The organism is Porphyrobacter sp. HT-58-2 (assembly GCF_002952215.1).
In the GTDB taxonomy this organism is placed as follows: domain Bacteria; phylum Pseudomonadota; class Alphaproteobacteria; order Sphingomonadales; family Sphingomonadaceae; genus Erythrobacter.
In genome coordinates this window covers 2,990,745-3,005,498 of record NZ_CP022600.1, presented here as the reverse complement: position 1 = coordinate 3,005,498, position 14,754 = coordinate 2,990,745, and the positions used below count along the sequence as shown (strand labels likewise).

Below are 14,754 nucleotides of genomic sequence, written 5' to 3'. Positions count from 1 at the left end.
ACTGATCCGGGGGGATGAAGAATGCTGCGTCTGCTTTCGATTTTCTGTGTTCTTGCCTGTGCGCTGGCGCTGCCCGCGTCCGCCAACAAGCCAAGCAAGGATGCCGAAAAGGCGTGGAGCGAAGGCGCCAAGACCTACAAGGCCGGGGACATGGTTACCACCCGGGGCCACTTTGGCAGGGCCTGCGATGGCGGCCATGCCCGCGCCTGCTTCAACCTTGGCGTGATGCTGACTGACGGGATCGGGGGCGCCGCCGATCTACCGGCGGCCCGCCAGCGCCTGAGCCGTGCCTGTGATCTCGGCTGGGCAGCGGGGTGCTACAATTTCGGCAATATGGCGATGGAGGCCAAGGGCGGCGGGCGCGATGATACGCAGGCGCGCATGGCGCATGAACGTGCCTGCCGTGAAGGCATAGCGCAGGCCTGCAACAGCCTTGCGATCCTGCTCGAATCCGGGCGCGGCGGACGGGCCGATCTGGGGCGGGCGAAGCAGCTCTATCAGTCTGCCTGCGATGGCGGTGCCAACACCGCCTGCGACAATCTCCGCAAGGTCGCCACCGGCACGCCCCCGGCCCCGCCGTCGACCGCCGGGCTCAGTCAGGCGGATTACCGGATGGGGCTCGATTCCTTCAACCGCAGGCTCTATCCCGGCGCCTACCAGCTGCTGCGCCCCTTCGCCGATTCCGGCGATACGCCGTCCGAATATGCCGTCGGCTGGATGCTGGCCTATGGCGAGGGGACGAGCCGCGATTACCTTGAAGCCGCGCGCTTTCTCGTGCGCGCCGCGCGCAAGGGCGACAAGGGCGCCGAAGAAGTGCTGGCAAGGATTGCGCCCAATATCCGGCAGGCCGAATTCGTCTACATGATCGACACGCAGGGGCCGGACATGACCAGCCTCCAGACCTTCGGTTATGACGTCGCGGTCTATTGCCAGTACCGCGGGCCGCACTGTTCGACCTGGCGCCAGCGCTACAAGAAGGCCGAGAACGAAAACAACCGGCGCGCTTTTGCCGAACAGATGGCGCGGGCGTGGGAACCGCTGACGCGGCCGCGACCCGGCTTTGGCAATGACCCGCGCCGATCGGATGAGACCTTCAGCGCTTGCATCGCACGACAGGCGCGCACCCGCGGGGTGACGGCGGGGACGACGGTGCTCGATTTCGACTGCTACTGAGGCGTGGGGGTCGCTTTATCAGATGGGGGGAACTGACATGACATCACGATTTCTGGCGACCATCACGATCGGCGCGGCGGTGATCGGGCTGGCCGGGGCGGGCCTCGCCTCGGGCCAGATCAACGGCGGCTTTCCTGATCCGGGGCGCAAGCATCACCAGCGCTCCAACTGCCATGGGGCCTATGACCTGCTGGCGAAGCGTGAGGCGGGCGGGGCCAGGCTCACGGACGCGGAGGAGGACTTTGCCGAGGCCTATGAGGCCAACGCCGCCGCGCGCCAGCCCTGTCCCGCGCCGCCCGACGCGCTGCTGGCGCAGGCAACCAACCGCGACGTGGTGACGCAGGAGGCGTTCTACCAGCTCACCCAGTATGTCCAGCAAGGCGATGCCGCCGCCCATTACGAACTTGCGCTGGCGACGCTGAACGGGCGGGTGCCGGATGTCGATGCGAGTCTCGGCATTGCCACTTTGGCGGAAGCCGCGCGGCTGGGCGATCCCTCGGCCAACTATCTGGTCGGTGTCCTCAGGATGCAGCCCAGCGGTCTTGGCCCGCAGAATCCGGCCAAGGCGCTCGAGCATCTCGAAGCCGCCGCCAAGACCGAGCACGTCGATGCGCTGTTCATGCTGGGGCTGATCCATGCCGAGGGGATCGGTACGAAGAAAGACGCGAAGAAGGCGCTGGAATACTTCAAGCAGGCGGCCGAGCGCGGCCACGTCCACGCCACCTTTTCCGCCGCCGATCTGGTCAATCGCGGGGCCGGGGTGAAGGCCGATTACGGTCTTGCCTACAGGCTCGGGCGCAACCTTGTCGATCAGGGTGAGGTGGTGGGCGCAGTGATCGCCGCCAGTGCCCTGCTTCAACGCAAGGATGTGAAGAAGCACCAGAACGAAATCCTGCACTGGATGGCCTTCGCCGAGACCCACGGCGATGCCAAGATCAAGGGCGACATGGCCCGCTTTCGCCCGCAGGTGGTGAGCATCTTCGACCGCATGAACGCACCGCCCGCCTACCGCCCGACCGAACGCCGCGTCTGCCCGCAGCGCAAGGTCTGCTATGTCGACCGCACCACCGGCGCGCGCAATTCGTGCCACACCTACACCGATTACTGGAACGATTGTAACACCACGTATTGATGGGCGCTGACGACAAATGAGGTGACAAATGCGGATCGCGGCAAGCGCGCGGCATTGGGGGGCGGTGCTGGCGGGGCTGGCACTGGCAACAGCGGCAATCCCGGCACAGGCAAGGCAGGCACAAACGCCGACCTCGCCTGCGAGCACATTTCAGTCTGGCTGGGCGGCTTACCAGAGAGGTGATTTTGCCACGGCACGAACCCTGTTCCAGCGCGCCTGCGATGGCAAGAATGCACAGGCCTGCTTTAACCTTGGGTACATGCTGAGGACAGGCCAAGGCGGCCCTGCCGATCTGCCCAAAGCATTGAACCTTTACCAGCGCGCATGCGACGGGAACGAAGCTCAGGGATGTTTCAGTCTGGGGCTTATGCTTTCGAAGGGCATGGGGGTCCCTGCCGACCTGCCCAAGGCGCGAAGCGCGTTCCAGCGCGCCTGTGACGGGAACGACGTGGATGGATGCTTCAACCTGGGCCTCATGCTCGTGAACGCCCAGGGTGGTCCTGCCCACCTGCCAAACGCGCGAACCGCCCTTCAGCGCGCCTGCGATCTGAAAGATGCAGGGGGATGCTACAATCTGGGCGTCTTGCTGAGGGACGGCAAAGGCGGACCCGCCGACCTCCCGCGCGCGCGGAGCCTGTTCGAGCGGGCCTGCGATGGCAAGAGTGCGGAGGGCTGCTCCGGCTTGGCCACAATGCTGGCGAAAGGCGAGGGTGGCTCTGCCGATCTGCCGCGTGCGCGGAGCCTGGCGCAGCGCGCCTGTGATGGCGGCAACGCGCACGGCTGTTTCAGTTTGGGCACCTTCCTGGTGAAGGGCGAAGGCGGCGCTTTCGATCTGCCCGCGGCGCGAGCCGCCTTTCAGCGCGCCTGCGATGGGGGATACACAAGAGGTTGTACGGCGCGGAGTATGCTGGGGCAGTAGTAAGGTGGGGTCAGCGAACAGGCGTGCTGCTTGGCGCAGGCTTGACGGGCGTGTACTGCGCAGCGCCGCGCAAGCCAGGGGACGAGGGAGGATTGCCATGGTCAAGACACCACCCTGCGCCATTGGCAAGGCTTCAACGGCCACAGCCAGCCTCTGGCGGATTGCCGCTTGTGCCGCACTGGCGTTGGCGTTTGCGCCATCCGGCCCGGCGCGCGCCGAACTGCCGCCAGAGCCGCTGCGCCTTGCCGGCCTTTATGGCGGGAGCCATGTCTGCGAGAACGGCGAACATGGCGCGCTGCTGGAAATCACCCGCGTCATCCCCGGTGACACGCCCGACTACCCCTACCGCCTCGAAGGCCGCTATGCCTTCTTCCCCGTGATCTCCGGACGTGCCGGAATCCATGGCGAGAGTGCGGGGAGCTTCCGGCTGGTGGGTGAGATCCGCGCCGATGGCCATGTGACGCTCGATAATCTCGGCTGGCTGGTCGCGCCTGAGACGGGGGAGGGCGCCGCCGATTTCGAGGGCCGCTTTACCGCGCGCAGCGACGGCCTCATGCAGTTCGAAGGGCGGATCGAAACCGAGGTGGCGGACGAATGCGGTGCGGTGCTGCTCACGCGGGCGCTGCCAGTTTCGGGCGAAGGTTGAAACCGGCACATTGCTGCCGTGCGCGGCGCAATCCTGTTTTGCGCAAACGCAATTGCCGTTTGCCGCGCGCGCTCTATACGCATCCGCATGGCCCGCCTGCGCGTATCCCCTTGAGATGAACCCGCACTTCGCTCTGCCTCAGCGTCCGCGCCAACGCGCCCTCGGCCTTGCGCTGGCACTGGCGATTGCCGGGAGCTGGCTGGGCATCCATGCCTACGGCATGTTCGTGTTCGATCTGACATGGTCGAACTGGCCCTTTGCGCTGATGCTGGCGGTGGTGCAGTGCTGGCTTTCGGTGGGCGTGTTCATCGTCTGCCACGATGCGATGCACGGCAGCCTCGTGCCGGGCGCGCCGCGTGTGAACGGCACCATCGGCGCGGTGCTGCTGGCGCTGTATGCCGGCTTTGCCTGGAAGCAGTTGCGCGATGCGCATTTTGCCCATCACAAGCTGGCTGGCCATGCGGGCGATCCCGATTTCGACGAGCATCATCCCGACAATTTCTGGCGCTGGTATGCTACTTTCTTCCGGCGCTATTTCGGCTGGCGTTCGCTGGTGTTCGTGCACACTGTCGTCGGGATTTACTGGCTGGTGCTGGACATTCCCATGGTCCAGATCGTGCTGCTCTACGGCCTGCCCGCGCTGGGATCATCGCTGCAGCTGTTTTATTTCGGCACCTATCGCCCGCATTGTCACAAGCCCGGCGAAGACGCGCAGCGCTTTGCGGATCGTCACAACACCCGCTCCGAGGATTTCGGCACGCTGGCGAGCCTCGCCACCTGCTTCCATTTCGGCTATCATCTCGAACATCACCGCCGCCCCGATGTGCCGTGGTGGGCGCTCCCGGCAGCGCGCCGGGCCGGGGTGGGCCGCGACGCATTGACTGAAAAGGTGCCTGCATGAGCTGGCTCGAAATTTTCCTCACCGTCATGTCCTCGCTGATCGGGATGGAGCTGTTCGCGTGGTATGCGCACAAGTACATCATGCATGGCTGGGGCTGGGCGTGGCACCGCGACCATCACGAACCGCATGACAACATGCTGGAAAAGAACGATCTGTTCGCGGTGGTCTTCGGCACGATCAATGCCGCGATGTATATCTACGGCTCGCTCTACTGGGACTGGCTGTGGTGGTTTGCGGTGGGGATCAGCCTTTACGGGGTGATCTACACGCTGGTGCATGATGGCCTGGTGCATCAGCGTTACTGGAAGTGGGTGCCGAGGAAGGGCTATGCCAAGCGGCTGGTGCAGGCGCACAAGCTCCACCATGCGACGATCGGCAAGGAAGGCGGGGTGAGCTTCGGTTTCGTCTTCGCGCGTGATCCGGCCAAGCTGAAGGCTGAACTGAAGGCGCAGAAGGAAGCGGGTCTTGCCGTGGTGCGTGACAGCGCGGGCGCGGGCGGCGACGAATTCGAAGCGGTCGGGCGCAATATCTAGGCCGGTTTCAACGGCAGCTTGACTCGGTTCAGACCCCCTCCAGACCCCGGTTAGCCTCCCTCTCGGCGGGGTTTGCCCCCGGCTTGCGCGCGCTGTTTCACGTGAAACAGCCGCTCAGCCTGCGGCGAGGCGGCTGGCGTGTTCCTTCACCAGCGCGATCATGTTCGGCACGCCCTGGGTGCGGTTGCTCGACAGCTGGTTCTTGAGATCGAAGGGGGCGAGCGCGCCCATCACGTCCATGCTGGCAACCTCGGCGGCCGGCCTGTCCTGCACCGCGGCGATGACAAGCGCGACGATGCCCTTGGTGATCGCGGCATTGCTGTCGGCAAGGAAGTGCAGGCGCTCGGCGTCGGTGCCTGCGGGATAGACCCAGACCGCCGCCGAACACCCGCGCACCAGCGTGGCGTCGGTCTTCAGTGCATCGGGCATGGGTTCAAGGCTACGGCCCAGCTCGATCAGCAGGCCGTAACGGTCATCGCCGTCGAGGAATTCATATTCCTCAAGAATGTCGGAAAGAGTGCGCATGGGCCGCCCTTAGACAGGGCGGCACTCCAACGCAAAGGGGTGATTATCCGCCGAGCCCGCCCGGCCGGGTGAGAGCATGGTAGATCACGTAGAACCAGCCGAAAAAGCCGTGGATGATCGCCCAGATGATCGACTGGTTGAGGCTCCAGCTGATGGCGACGGCGATGGCGCTGCCAAGGCCGATCCCCGCCTGCGTGGCGGTATCGCGCGCGCCGCTCACAGCTCCACCCCGCTGGCGATCGCTTCCAGCTTGCGGATGCGTTCCTTGAGATCCGCCATCTCGATACGCGCCGTGCCCAGCGCGAGGCCGTGATCCGGGCGTTTGTCCTCGGGCGCACGCTCAAGCTCGTGCCGCTTGAGATCGAGCCATCCCTGCCAGGCGCGCAGCAGAGCAGCGGCGATGACGATGACCGCGATCAGGGAGGAACCGGCGGTGATAATGGAGGGGTCGAAAAGGGGCGTGGTCACTGGCTCTGCTCCTTCTGGCGTTCGTCGGAATTATGCGCGTTCGGCAGCCCGCGCAGCGCCTCGATCTCAGCGGCGATCCGCGCCCGTTCACGCGCATCGCTGGTGTTGCCATCGGTGGCGATGCGTTCGAGCACCTTCACGCGTTCGGCAAGTTCGGCAATCTCCCTGCGCGAAGCTTCAAGCGCCGCAGCTGCCTGCCCGTCATCACGCGGGGCGAAGACCGGGTTGCCATCCTCATCGCGGGTCACGCCCAGTTCGCGGTCATGGCGACGGGTGTAGATCTGCACCAGGCCCCAGATGGCAAAGATGATGACTGCGGCGGTCCAAAAGCTCATTATGCTTCGCCCTTGTCCTTGAGGCCTGCCAGCGCGCGGTCGCGCAGGGCGTCGATTTCCGCGCCGAGGTGATATCCGCCGTCGGTGACGATCCGTTCGACATTGGCAAGCCTGTCCTTCATCGAACCCAGCTCTGCCCGCAGTTCGGCGTTTTCCTGGGTCAGCAGGGTCACGCGGTGCGCGGTTTCCTTGTCCGAGCCGGGCTTCAGCGACTGGCCCCACATCCCTTCGAGCGGATAGCCGTTCTTAATCTTCATGCGGGTGGTCTGGAACGAGACGAGGATACCCATCCCGCCAAGCACGGTGCAGGCTAGGATGATCCAGCCCAGATAGGGGAGAAAATCGGACGCCTGCATCACACGCGCTCCTTGCTGCCTAGGCCGAGCGGGACGCCCGCGCCTGCTTCATCAACCCGGCGCGTGTCGCGCAGCGCCTCGATTTGCGTTGCAATGTCGTAGCCGCGATCGGTGACGATGCGTTCGAGCACCTGCACCCGGTCTTCGAGCCGCTGAATGTGGCTGGCGTACTGCGCAGCCTTTTCGGCGGTCTGCTCGGCGGTGGCACCAACCTGCATTTCAGCGATTTTCTGCTGGTGCTTGGTCCAGATTGCGACGATCGGGATCATCAATGCGATGATCGGGATCATCAGGGCCAGGTAGCCTTCCATGATATGCGTCCCCCTTTGAGTGTGATTGCGGGTTTCAGCGCAGCCGCTCGATCTCGGCGGTCAGGCGCGGGTTGCTGCTGACATAATGGTGCTCGACAGCGGCGAGGCGGCGGTCGATGTCGCGGAAGCTCGCGCGGATTTCGCGGGCGGTGCGCTTCGGGCTCTGCCGGACGGACTGCCAGTACTTCTGCTCGCTTTCGTCACGGTAGAGATGCGGTGGCTTCTTGTTGAGGAAGAAACCGGCGATGAAATAGGCCATGATCGGCCAGCCGAGCCCGAATGTGAGAGCGATGGTCGCCAGGCGGACCCAGAACACGTTCACTCCGGTATAGTCGGCGATGCCTGCACAAACACCCATGATTTTGCCGTTGTGCTTGTCGCGGTAAAGCGTGGTCCGGGGGCTGTTCATCGCGTCGTTCCCTTCTTCTCGGCGATCAGTGCTTCCAACTCGCGAAGCTGCTGGTTGTCCTTTTCCTGATCGGCGATCAGGCGGCGGGCGGGGGTGAAGGCGGGGTCGTCCGAAGCGACCAGCCGTTCCACCGTGTCCATCCGTTCGTCGAGCCGGCGGGCCAGGTTGTAGAGCTCCTCAAGCAGCACCTCGTCATCCGATGTGATGGTTGGGGCTGTCTTCCACTTGGTGATGTAGTGCAGGATCACCCAGGGTGCGCCAATGAACAGCGCCAGGGCGGCAATGACTTCTCCTCCATCCATGGCTTATTCCCCCTTGTCTTCGCCGGATTTGCCAAGCGCCTTTTTCATGGCAGCCAGTTCGTCGTCGATCGCGTCCGACCCGGCGAGAGCGGCAATTTCATCGGCGAGCGACGGGGTCTTGCCTTCTGCGATCTGCAAAGCGTCGGCGCGGCCCTCGGCGTAGTCGACGCGGCGTTCGAGCTGGTCGAACCGCGCCAGCGCCTCGTCGGTGCGCTCGGTGCTCATCAGGGTGCGCAGTTTCACGCGGTTTTCGGCGCTTTCGAGGCGCGCGGCAATTGCGGTCTGGCGGCTGCGGGCCTCGCGCAGGCGGTGCTGCAATTTGGCGATATCGTCCTCGTAGGCGCGCAGGGCATCGTCGAGCACCGCGATTTCAGCCTTGAGCTGCTCGGCCATGTCGCCAGCCTTCTTCTTTTCGACCAGCGCCGCACGGGCGAGATCCTCGCGGTCCTTCGACAGCGCGAGCTGCGCCTTTTCAGCCCAGTCGGCCTGGAGGCGATCAAGCTTCACGCAGTGGCGGTGCATTTCCTTCTGGTCGGCGATGGTGCGCGCCGCGCTGGCGCGGACTTCGACCAGGGTCTCCTCCATTTCGAGGATGATCATGCGGATCATCTTGGTCGGATCATCCGCCTTGTCGAGCATATCGTTGAAATTGGCAGCAATGATGTCGCGGGTGCGGCTGAAAATGCCCATGAAGGCTACTCCATCGAGAAACGAATTGACCCGGTCGAGGGGAGCGACTCGCTCGTCCTGCGGCTGGGCGTTGTCGCGCCGAGATTGCGTCGGGGTGGGGCTGCGACGCAAGGCTTCGATTTCTTCATCGAGCCGCGACATGCGCCCCGCCGACAGCAGGCGGGAAGGGTGGGCCGGAGCTTCGCTGGTACCTGCATCGCGGGTGGGTTCCGCGGTGTGACCGGCGTTTGCAGGAGGGACAGCCTGCATGGGGCGCTCCGGCCCGAGGGGATTCTCGTGATCGCTCACGTCAGGCAACCTCGATCAAGGCGCCGGCTTCGGCAGCGGGGTGACCAAGCGGAGCGGCGCTGGCCGCCCCCGGCTGAAGCTGGGATGTCAGCGCGATCATCATCACCATGGCAGCGATGCTGGCCATCGCGGCCTGGCCGAGCTTGGAGCTCCAGAAGCTGGCTTGGCTTGCATTGCGGTTGATCATTATGGCCTCCCAAGTCGTATCCGTGGTCTTGCCATCCAATCTGCAACCGCCGTGCCAAACTGCCCGAATGGCGGATTTGCGCGGTTTTCTGGCGCAAGTGACGGTCGGGCATTGGTCTCTATTGCCAAGCATTGGGGAATTTCACTATAGTTTGGACATGAAGCTTGAGACGCAGTTCATTGGTCAATCAGGGGCCTTTCTGGACGCGGTCGAGCGCGCCAGTCGGGCTGCGGCGATGAACCGTCCGGTGCTGGTGATCGGCGAGCGCGGCACCGGCAAGGAGCTGATCGCCGAACGTCTTCACCGCTTGTCGAGCCGGTGGGACGAGCCGCTGGTAACGATGAATTGCGCTGCTTTGCCCGAAACGCTGATTGAGGCCGAGCTGTTCGGCCATGAGGCAGGGGCTTTCACCGGTGCGACCAGAGCGCGCGCGGGGCGGTTCGAGGAGGCGGACCGGGGAACGCTGTTCCTCGATGAACTCGGCACGCTTTCCATGGGCGCGCAGGAACGCTTGCTGCGCGCGGTCGAGTATGGCGAGGTCACGCGCATTGGCGCCTCGCGGCCGATCCGGGTCGATGTGCGCATCATTGCGGCGACCAATGACGATCTGCCTGCTCTCGCCGCCGCGGGGGAATTTCGCGCTGATCTGCTCGATCGGCTCAGTTTCGAAGTCATCACCTTGCCTCCGCTCCGCGTGCGTGAGGGCGATATTGGCGTGCTGGCGGAGTACTTCGGGCGGCGCATGGCAGCCGAGCTCGACTGGGAGCGCTGGCCCGGCTTTGCCCCGCACGTGATGGAAGCGTTGGAGGATCACCTTTGGCCCGGCAATGTGCGCGAGCTGCGCAATGTGATTGAACGCGCGGTCTATCGCTGGGACGCGCCGGACATGGCGATCGCCCATGTGCAGTTCGATCCGTTCGACAGCCCATGGCGCCCGCGTCCACCCGAACATCGACGCGCCTCCCCGCAGGCACCTGTTGCCGCATCAAGCGGTGCGGTGCCAGCCGGGCCTGCGGCCACAGGCTATGACAACGTCGATGACCTGCGCGCCGCAGTCGATGCGCACGAACGCGCAATCCTCGCCCACGCGCTAGGCAAGCATCGCTGGAACCAGCGTCAGACGGCGCGAGCGCTCGGCCTGACCTATGACCAACTGCGTCACTGCATCCGTAAGCATGGCTTGATGGAAGGCCAGGACTGAGAGCGTTCCTTACCGTTTTTAAAGCTCTGGCGATTATTGAAAGGGCGGGGTCCGGGGCGACGACAGGATGCAAAGATCAGTCAGAGATATGGCGCAATCAGCGGCAAGGCCCGTTCGCTCGTGCTCTGAGCCTGAACGGCCTGACGTGACTCATGTCGGCGTGCCTGATGACCATGCAATGCGTCTTATGACACCTTTGCCGCATGGCTCTTCCTCGGTTAAACAGTCGCGGGTTGCACTTGATACCGTTGCCGAGTCGCACGTCGTGATGCCAGTCGATGGGGCTTCGACGTGGCTGCGGAAGGGAGCGCAACCGATGGTGGATCCCGATCCGGACAAGGATGCCAAAGCAGGGGTGCCTGTCGGTCGCCGCGCTGCTCCACGACTGCGTTTAAGTCTGCCTGCTCAACTGGTCGCAGTTGAGAAGGTCCATACCTGCATTCTTCTCAACCTGTCGCGCACGGGTGCGCAGGTTGCCATTCTTGATGCCATGCGTGAGGGCGAGGGGGCGATCCTGCGATGTGGCATCATCAATAACTTTGCGATCATTACGCGTAGCGAGTTTGGCCTTAACGCGCTGGAATTCGATGAGCCGCTCACCGACGAAATCGTGTTGGAGATCCGCCGCTATCACGAGACCTTCGAGGAACGCGAGAAGCGCGCGCTGATCGAGACCGCGCGTAAATGGGTGACTGGCGACAATAGCGACGAACGCACGGCCTGACCCCGGCCCGCTAAGCGGGCTGCACGGGCGCGCCTCCCGCAGGATGAGTAAGTAATCCTCCCGGGAGCCTGGCAGGGCTTATTTTCAGCATTGGCGGCGAGCATTGCGTCGTCATGGCAGCGCAACCTCTTTCCTCTGCCGCGCAGGATGAAGCGGTGTCCACAGGCCGCCGCGCTGCTGCGCGCCTGCGGCTGGCCGTCCCGGCACGGTTTGTGTCGATCTACGCGACCCAGTCCTGCGTTCTGATGGACATTTCCCGTACCGGCGCCCGCATCGCGCTGCCCGCGCCTCTTGCCGAAGGAAAGAGCGGCTATATCGAGATCGGCCGTCTGGAAATCTTCGGCATGATTGTGCGGGCCGAGCGCAGGCCCGAGATGGCCGTCAATGCGATGGAATTCGACGATCCGATCCTGCACGAAGACGTGCTCCGGATCCGCAGGTTTGCCGAAGGTTTCGAGCTGCGCAACCAGCAGGCCCTGCGCGATCAGGTGCGGCGCTGGGTTGCGGGGGACAGCTAGGCCGCTCGCGCAGGGCAAACTGGCGGGCGGCCGCGAAGATGCTTGCCAAACGGGGCAAAGGCGACTATTGCGCCTGCCAATCCCGACATTGTCGCAACAAGGTTTGGATGCTGGCGCCGCACGGGGCCGGCCCCACACCGCATTTGCGCAATGTCATCATTCTGGAGCCCGCATGGCCGATATCGCGCGCCTGACACAATTGATCGAACCCGAGGCTGCGGCGCTCGGCTTTGATCTTGTGCGCGTGGCGTTTCTGCCGTCCGAGGCAGGCGATGGCGGCATGGCGCTGCAAATCATGGCCGAGGATCCGGCAACCGGCCAGCTGGTGATCGACCAGTGTGCCGCTCTGTCGCGCCGCGTGTCGGATGTGCTCGATGCCGCCGAGGAAGCGGGCGACGTGCTGATCGAGGATGCCTATCACCTCGAAGTTTCCAGCCCCGGAATCGACCGTCCGCTGACCCGCGACAAGGACTTCGTGAACTGGGCAGGGCACGAGGTGCGGATCGTCATGGACAAGGGCTTTGATGGTCAACGCGTCAACAAGGGCGTGCTTGGGGGGCTTGAGGATGGTATGGTCCTCGTCAAGGAAGTGAAGGCGGGCGATGTTCGCCTGCCGCGCCAACAGATTCATATGGCTAAGCTCGTCCTCACCGACGCGCTGATCGCCGCCACCCGCCCGCTGGACACCAGCGGGGTCGACGAACTCATCGAAGAAGAAGAAAAGGCAGACGACTGATGGCCAGCGCCATTTCCGCCAACAAGGCTGAGCTTCTCGCAATCGCCAATGCGGTTGCCTCGGAAAAGATGATCGACAAGGCGATCGTCATCGAGGCGATGGAAGAAGCGATCCAGAAATCCGCGCGAAACCGCTATGGCGCGGAAAACGACATTCGCGCCAAGCTCGATCCGCTGACCGGCGATCTGACGCTGTGGCGCGTCGTCGAAGTGGTCGACGTGGTCGAGGACTACTTCAAGCAGGTTGATCTGAAGCAGGCCGAAAAGCTCCAGCCGGGCGCCAAGGTCGGCGATTTCATCGTCGATCCGCTGCCGCCGGTCGATCTCGGTCGCATCGACGCGCAGTCGGCCAAGCAGGTGATCTTCCAGAAGGTTCGCGACGCGGAGCGCGAGCGTCAGTACGAGGAATTCAAGGACCGTCAGGGCGAAGTCATCACCGGCGTGATCAAGTCGGTCGAATTCGGCCATGTGATCGTCAACTTGGGCCGGGCCGAGGGCGTGATCCGCCGCGACCAGCAGATCCCGCGCGAAGCCGCCCGCGTGGGCGAGCGCGTGCGTGCGCTTATCACCAAGGTCGAGCGCAACAACCGCGGCCCGCAAATCTTCCTCAGCCGCGCGCATCCCGACTTCATGAAGAAGCTGTTCGCGCAGGAAGTGCCTGAAATCTACGACAACATCATCGAGATCAAGGCCGCCGCCCGCGATCCCGGCAGCCGCGCCAAGATCGGCGTGATCAGCCGCGATTCGAGCATCGACCCGGTCGGCGCCTGCGTCGGCATGAAGGGCAGCCGCGTGCAGGCGGTGGTGCAGGAATTGCAGGGCGAAAAGATCGACATCATCCCCTGGAGCGAAGACACCGCAACCTTTGTGGTCAACGCGCTCCAGCCCGCCACGGTCAGCCGCGTCGTGCTTGACGAGGATGACGGCCGCATCGAAGTGGTGGTGCCGGACGATCAACTGTCGCTGGCTATTGGTCGCCGTGGTCAGAACGTGCGTCTGGCGAGCCAGCTCACCGGCCACCAGATCGACATCATGACCGAGGAAGAAGCCTCGGAGAAGCGCTCGAAGGAATTCGCCGAGCGTTCCAAGATGTTCGAGGAAGAACTCGACGTCGATGAAACCCTCTCGCAGCTGCTGGTGGCCGAAGGCTTCGCCGAGCTGGAGGAAGTGGCTTACGTCGACCTCGCTGAACTCGCGACCATCGAAGGCTTCGACGAGGAACTGGCCGAGGAACTCCAGAGCCGTGCCTTGGAAGCGCTTGAGCGTCAGGAAGCTGCGCACCGCGAAGTGCGTCGTGGTCTGGGCGTTGAAGATGCGCTCGCCGAAATTCCGCACCTCACCGAAGCGATGCTGGTCACGCTCGGCAAGGCCGGGATCAAGACGCTCGACGATCTGGCCGATCTTGCGACCGACGAACTGATTGCGAAGAAGCGCGAGGCCCCGCGCCGTCGTGGCCAGGCCGACGGCCCGCCGCAGCGTCGTCCGCAGCGCGAAACCGACAAGGGCGGCGTGCTGGGCGAATATGGCCTGTCGGAAGAGCAGGGCAACGAAATCATCATGGCTGCCCGCGCGCACTGGTTCGCGGACGAAGAGCCGACCGAGGAGGCCGCCCATGCGGACTCCACCCAATGAGCGCCTGACGTCCGACATCGCTGAGCCGTCGCTTTCCGCTGCTGCGGGGAGCGAGCGGCGCTGTATCCTCTCCGGGGAGAATTCGCCGCGCGACATGCTTGTGCGGCTGGCGATTTCGCCGGATGGGCTGGTTTTGCCTGATGCCGCCGGCAAGGCCCCGGGGCGGGGCGCGTGGATCGGTGTGACCCAGCCTCGGCTGGAAACCGCTCTGGCTGATGGCAGCCTGAAGAAGGCCCTTATGCGTGCCTTCAAGGGGGCGCCGCTTGCCATTCCCGACGATCTTCCCGCGCGGGTCGAGGCGGCGCTGGCGCGCCATCTCTGTGATCGGCTCGGGCTGGAACTGCGTTCCGGAAATATCGTGATGGGCTCCTCGCGGATCGAGGAACAGGCGCGCTCCGGGAGGATCGCGCTGCTGCTCCATGCTGCTGACAGCAGCCAAGACGGGCGGCGCAAGCTTGATCAGGCGTGGCGTGTCGGCACGGATGCCGAAGGCACAGGCGCACGCGGCGAAGTCTTGCCCCTAGACCGCACCGCGCTGTCTGTGGCATTGGGCCGCGACAATGTGGTCCACCTGGGCGTTGCCGGTCATCCCGGCGACATGCGCGCGGCAACCCGCGTGCTTCAGGCGGTATCCCGGCTGGTGCATTACACCGGGGATGATCGGGCGAGCGCGACGAATGAGACGGGCCGGGATCAATCCGGCCACGCCGATCAGCCGCAGGGCCGGTCGGCTGATTTTGATGAATACGTGAAGGACTGACGAGCGATA

22 protein-coding genes are annotated in these 14,754 nt (G+C 64.2%); 12 read left to right on the top strand and 10 right to left on the bottom strand.

Annotated elements, in window-relative coordinates; genetic code table 11:
- Positions 1-21: 21 nt before the first annotated feature.
- The 6 genes from CHX26_RS14240 to CHX26_RS14215 all read left to right on the top strand — a co-directional run bounded on the left by CHX26_RS14240 (position 22) and on the right by CHX26_RS14215 (position 5,304).
- The gene (locus CHX26_RS14240) at positions 22-1,173 is read left to right on the top strand and encodes a tetratricopeptide repeat protein (protein ID WP_104942941.1); all 1,152 of its coding nucleotides are present in this window, start codon (positions 22-24) and stop codon (positions 1,171-1,173) included.
- Positions 1,174-1,210: 37 nt separating this feature from the next.
- The gene (locus CHX26_RS14235) at positions 1,211-2,305 is read left to right on the top strand and encodes a tetratricopeptide repeat protein (RefSeq protein ID WP_172449852.1); all 1,095 of its coding nucleotides are present in this window, start codon (positions 1,211-1,213) and stop codon (positions 2,303-2,305) included.
- Positions 2,306-2,333: 28 nt separating this feature from the next.
- Entirely contained in the window at positions 2,334-3,224 is an 891-nt protein-coding gene (locus tag CHX26_RS14230) for a tetratricopeptide repeat protein (protein WP_104942939.1), read from the top strand.
- A gap of 97 nt (positions 3,225-3,321) precedes the next feature.
- Positions 3,322-3,870 carry a hypothetical protein gene (locus CHX26_RS14225; RefSeq protein WP_104942938.1) on the top strand — a complete coding sequence of 183 codons (549 nt, stop codon included), beginning with the start codon at positions 3,322-3,324 and terminating at the stop codon, positions 3,868-3,870.
- A gap of 115 nt (positions 3,871-3,985) precedes the next feature.
- Positions 3,986-4,771, top strand: coding sequence for a fatty acid desaturase (locus CHX26_RS14220; protein ID WP_104942937.1), 786 nt, complete (start codon positions 3,986-3,988; stop codon positions 4,769-4,771).
- Positions 4,768-5,304: a sterol desaturase family protein gene (locus tag CHX26_RS14215; RefSeq protein WP_104942936.1), complete on the top strand. Its 537-nt coding sequence runs from the start codon at positions 4,768-4,770 to the stop codon at positions 5,302-5,304. The genes CHX26_RS14220 and CHX26_RS14215 overlap by 4 nt, the downstream gene beginning before the upstream one ends.
- A gap of 114 nt (positions 5,305-5,418) precedes the next feature.
- Here the strand turns inward: CHX26_RS14215 and CHX26_RS14210 are convergent, their stop codons facing one another.
- The 10 genes from CHX26_RS14210 to CHX26_RS14170 all read right to left on the bottom strand — a co-directional run bounded on the left by CHX26_RS14210 (position 5,419) and on the right by CHX26_RS14170 (position 9,175).
- Entirely contained in the window at positions 5,419-5,829 is a 411-nt protein-coding gene (locus CHX26_RS14210) for a SufE family protein (protein ID WP_104942935.1), read from the bottom strand.
- Positions 5,830-5,872: 43 nt separating this feature from the next.
- Entirely contained in the window at positions 5,873-6,049 is a 177-nt protein-coding gene (locus tag CHX26_RS15920; protein ID WP_172449851.1) for a hypothetical protein, read from the bottom strand.
- Complete coding sequence (locus tag CHX26_RS14205) at positions 6,046-6,297, bottom strand: hypothetical protein (RefSeq protein WP_104942934.1); 252 nt, start codon at positions 6,295-6,297, stop codon at positions 6,046-6,048. The genes CHX26_RS15920 and CHX26_RS14205 overlap by 4 nt, the downstream gene beginning before the upstream one ends.
- The gene (locus tag CHX26_RS14200; RefSeq protein WP_104942933.1) at positions 6,294-6,632 is read right to left on the bottom strand and encodes a hypothetical protein; all 339 of its coding nucleotides are present in this window, start codon (positions 6,630-6,632) and stop codon (positions 6,294-6,296) included. The genes CHX26_RS14205 and CHX26_RS14200 overlap by 4 nt, the downstream gene beginning before the upstream one ends.
- Positions 6,632-6,988, bottom strand: a complete 357-nt coding sequence (locus tag CHX26_RS14195; protein ID WP_104942932.1) for a hypothetical protein — start codon at positions 6,986-6,988, stop codon at positions 6,632-6,634. Before CHX26_RS14195 ends, CHX26_RS14200 begins: the two co-directional genes overlap by 1 nt.
- Positions 6,988-7,299: a hypothetical protein gene (locus CHX26_RS14190; protein ID WP_104942931.1), complete on the bottom strand. Its 312-nt coding sequence runs from the start codon at positions 7,297-7,299 to the stop codon at positions 6,988-6,990. The genes CHX26_RS14195 and CHX26_RS14190 overlap by 1 nt, the downstream gene beginning before the upstream one ends.
- 34 nt (positions 7,300-7,333) lie before the next feature.
- Complete coding sequence (gene pspC, locus CHX26_RS14185) at positions 7,334-7,708, bottom strand: envelope stress response membrane protein PspC (RefSeq protein WP_104942930.1); 375 nt, start codon at positions 7,706-7,708, stop codon at positions 7,334-7,336.
- Positions 7,705-8,010, bottom strand: coding sequence for an envelope stress response membrane protein PspB (gene pspB / locus CHX26_RS14180; RefSeq protein WP_104942929.1), 306 nt, complete (start codon positions 8,008-8,010; stop codon positions 7,705-7,707). Before pspB ends, pspC begins: the two co-directional genes overlap by 4 nt.
- Positions 8,011-8,013: 3 nt before the next feature.
- On the bottom strand, positions 8,014-8,841 hold the full coding sequence (gene pspA / locus CHX26_RS14175; protein ID WP_172449926.1) for a phage shock protein PspA: 828 nt from the start codon (positions 8,839-8,841) through the stop codon (positions 8,014-8,016).
- A gap of 148 nt (positions 8,842-8,989) precedes the next feature.
- A complete protein-coding gene (locus CHX26_RS14170; protein WP_104942928.1) occupies positions 8,990-9,175 on the bottom strand; it encodes a hypothetical protein in 186 nt (61 codons plus the stop codon).
- Positions 9,176-9,332: 157 nt separating this feature from the next.
- Between CHX26_RS14170 and pspF the strand changes: the two genes are divergently transcribed.
- The 6 genes from pspF to CHX26_RS14140 all read left to right on the top strand — a co-directional run bounded on the left by pspF (position 9,333) and on the right by CHX26_RS14140 (position 14,745).
- The gene (pspF, locus tag CHX26_RS14165) at positions 9,333-10,376 is read left to right on the top strand and encodes a phage shock protein operon transcriptional activator (RefSeq protein ID WP_104942927.1); all 1,044 of its coding nucleotides are present in this window, start codon (positions 9,333-9,335) and stop codon (positions 10,374-10,376) included.
- 316 nt (positions 10,377-10,692) lie between these two features.
- Positions 10,693-11,100 carry a PilZ domain-containing protein gene (locus CHX26_RS14160; protein ID WP_146107747.1) on the top strand — a complete coding sequence of 136 codons (408 nt, stop codon included), beginning with the start codon at positions 10,693-10,695 and terminating at the stop codon, positions 11,098-11,100.
- A gap of 113 nt (positions 11,101-11,213) precedes the next feature.
- Positions 11,214-11,618: a PilZ domain-containing protein gene (locus CHX26_RS14155; RefSeq protein ID WP_104942925.1), complete on the top strand. Its 405-nt coding sequence runs from the start codon at positions 11,214-11,216 to the stop codon at positions 11,616-11,618.
- 172 nt (positions 11,619-11,790) lie between these two features.
- A complete protein-coding gene (gene rimP, locus CHX26_RS14150) occupies positions 11,791-12,354 on the top strand; it encodes a ribosome maturation protein RimP (RefSeq protein ID WP_104942924.1) in 564 nt (187 codons plus the stop codon).
- Complete coding sequence (gene nusA / locus CHX26_RS14145; protein ID WP_104942923.1) at positions 12,354-13,985, top strand: transcription termination factor NusA; 1,632 nt, start codon at positions 12,354-12,356, stop codon at positions 13,983-13,985. The genes rimP and nusA overlap by 1 nt, the downstream gene beginning before the upstream one ends.
- Entirely contained in the window at positions 13,966-14,745 is a 780-nt protein-coding gene (locus CHX26_RS14140) for a DUF448 domain-containing protein (protein WP_104942922.1), read from the top strand. The genes nusA and CHX26_RS14140 overlap by 20 nt, the downstream gene beginning before the upstream one ends.
- Positions 14,746-14,754: the final 9 nt, after the last annotated feature.

Bases quoted from the DNA above. Each gene is read 5' to 3' on its own strand.
- CHX26_RS14240 (WP_104942941.1), top strand. From the start codon at position 22: ATGCTGCGTCTGCTTTCGATTTTCTGTGTTCTTGCCTGTGCGCTGGCG.
- CHX26_RS14235 (WP_172449852.1), top strand. From the start codon at position 1,211: ATGACATCACGATTTCTGGCGACCATCACGATCGGCGCGGCGGTGATC.
- CHX26_RS14230 (WP_104942939.1), top strand. From the start codon at position 2,334: ATGCGGATCGCGGCAAGCGCGCGGCATTGGGGGGCGGTGCTGGCGGGG.
- CHX26_RS14225 (WP_104942938.1), top strand. From the start codon at position 3,322: ATGGTCAAGACACCACCCTGCGCCATTGGCAAGGCTTCAACGGCCACA.
- CHX26_RS14220 (WP_104942937.1), top strand. From the start codon at position 3,986: ATGAACCCGCACTTCGCTCTGCCTCAGCGTCCGCGCCAACGCGCCCTC.
- CHX26_RS14215 (WP_104942936.1), top strand. From the start codon at position 4,768: ATGAGCTGGCTCGAAATTTTCCTCACCGTCATGTCCTCGCTGATCGGG.
- CHX26_RS14210 (WP_104942935.1), bottom strand. From the start codon at position 5,829: ATGCGCACTCTTTCCGACATTCTTGAGGAATATGAATTCCTCGACGGC.
- CHX26_RS14200 (WP_104942933.1), bottom strand. From the start codon at position 6,632: ATGAGCTTTTGGACCGCCGCAGTCATCATCTTTGCCATCTGGGGCCTG.
- CHX26_RS14195 (WP_104942932.1), bottom strand. From the start codon at position 6,988: ATGCAGGCGTCCGATTTTCTCCCCTATCTGGGCTGGATCATCCTAGCC.
- CHX26_RS14190 (WP_104942931.1), bottom strand. From the start codon at position 7,299: ATGGAAGGCTACCTGGCCCTGATGATCCCGATCATCGCATTGATGATC.
- pspC (WP_104942930.1), bottom strand. From the start codon at position 7,708: ATGAACAGCCCCCGGACCACGCTTTACCGCGACAAGCACAACGGCAAA.
- pspB (WP_104942929.1), bottom strand. From the start codon at position 8,010: ATGGATGGAGGAGAAGTCATTGCCGCCCTGGCGCTGTTCATTGGCGCA.
- pspA (WP_172449926.1), bottom strand. From the start codon at position 8,841: ATGTCGCGGCTCGATGAAGAAATCGAAGCCTTGCGTCGCAGCCCCACC.
- CHX26_RS14170 (WP_104942928.1), bottom strand. From the start codon at position 9,175: ATGATCAACCGCAATGCAAGCCAAGCCAGCTTCTGGAGCTCCAAGCTC.
- pspF (WP_104942927.1), top strand. From the start codon at position 9,333: ATGAAGCTTGAGACGCAGTTCATTGGTCAATCAGGGGCCTTTCTGGAC.
- CHX26_RS14160 (WP_146107747.1), top strand. From the start codon at position 10,693: ATGGTGGATCCCGATCCGGACAAGGATGCCAAAGCAGGGGTGCCTGTC.
- CHX26_RS14155 (WP_104942925.1), top strand. From the start codon at position 11,214: ATGGCAGCGCAACCTCTTTCCTCTGCCGCGCAGGATGAAGCGGTGTCC.
- rimP (WP_104942924.1), top strand. From the start codon at position 11,791: ATGGCCGATATCGCGCGCCTGACACAATTGATCGAACCCGAGGCTGCG.
- nusA (WP_104942923.1), top strand. From the start codon at position 12,354: ATGGCCAGCGCCATTTCCGCCAACAAGGCTGAGCTTCTCGCAATCGCC.
- CHX26_RS14140 (WP_104942922.1), top strand. From the start codon at position 13,966: ATGCGGACTCCACCCAATGAGCGCCTGACGTCCGACATCGCTGAGCCG.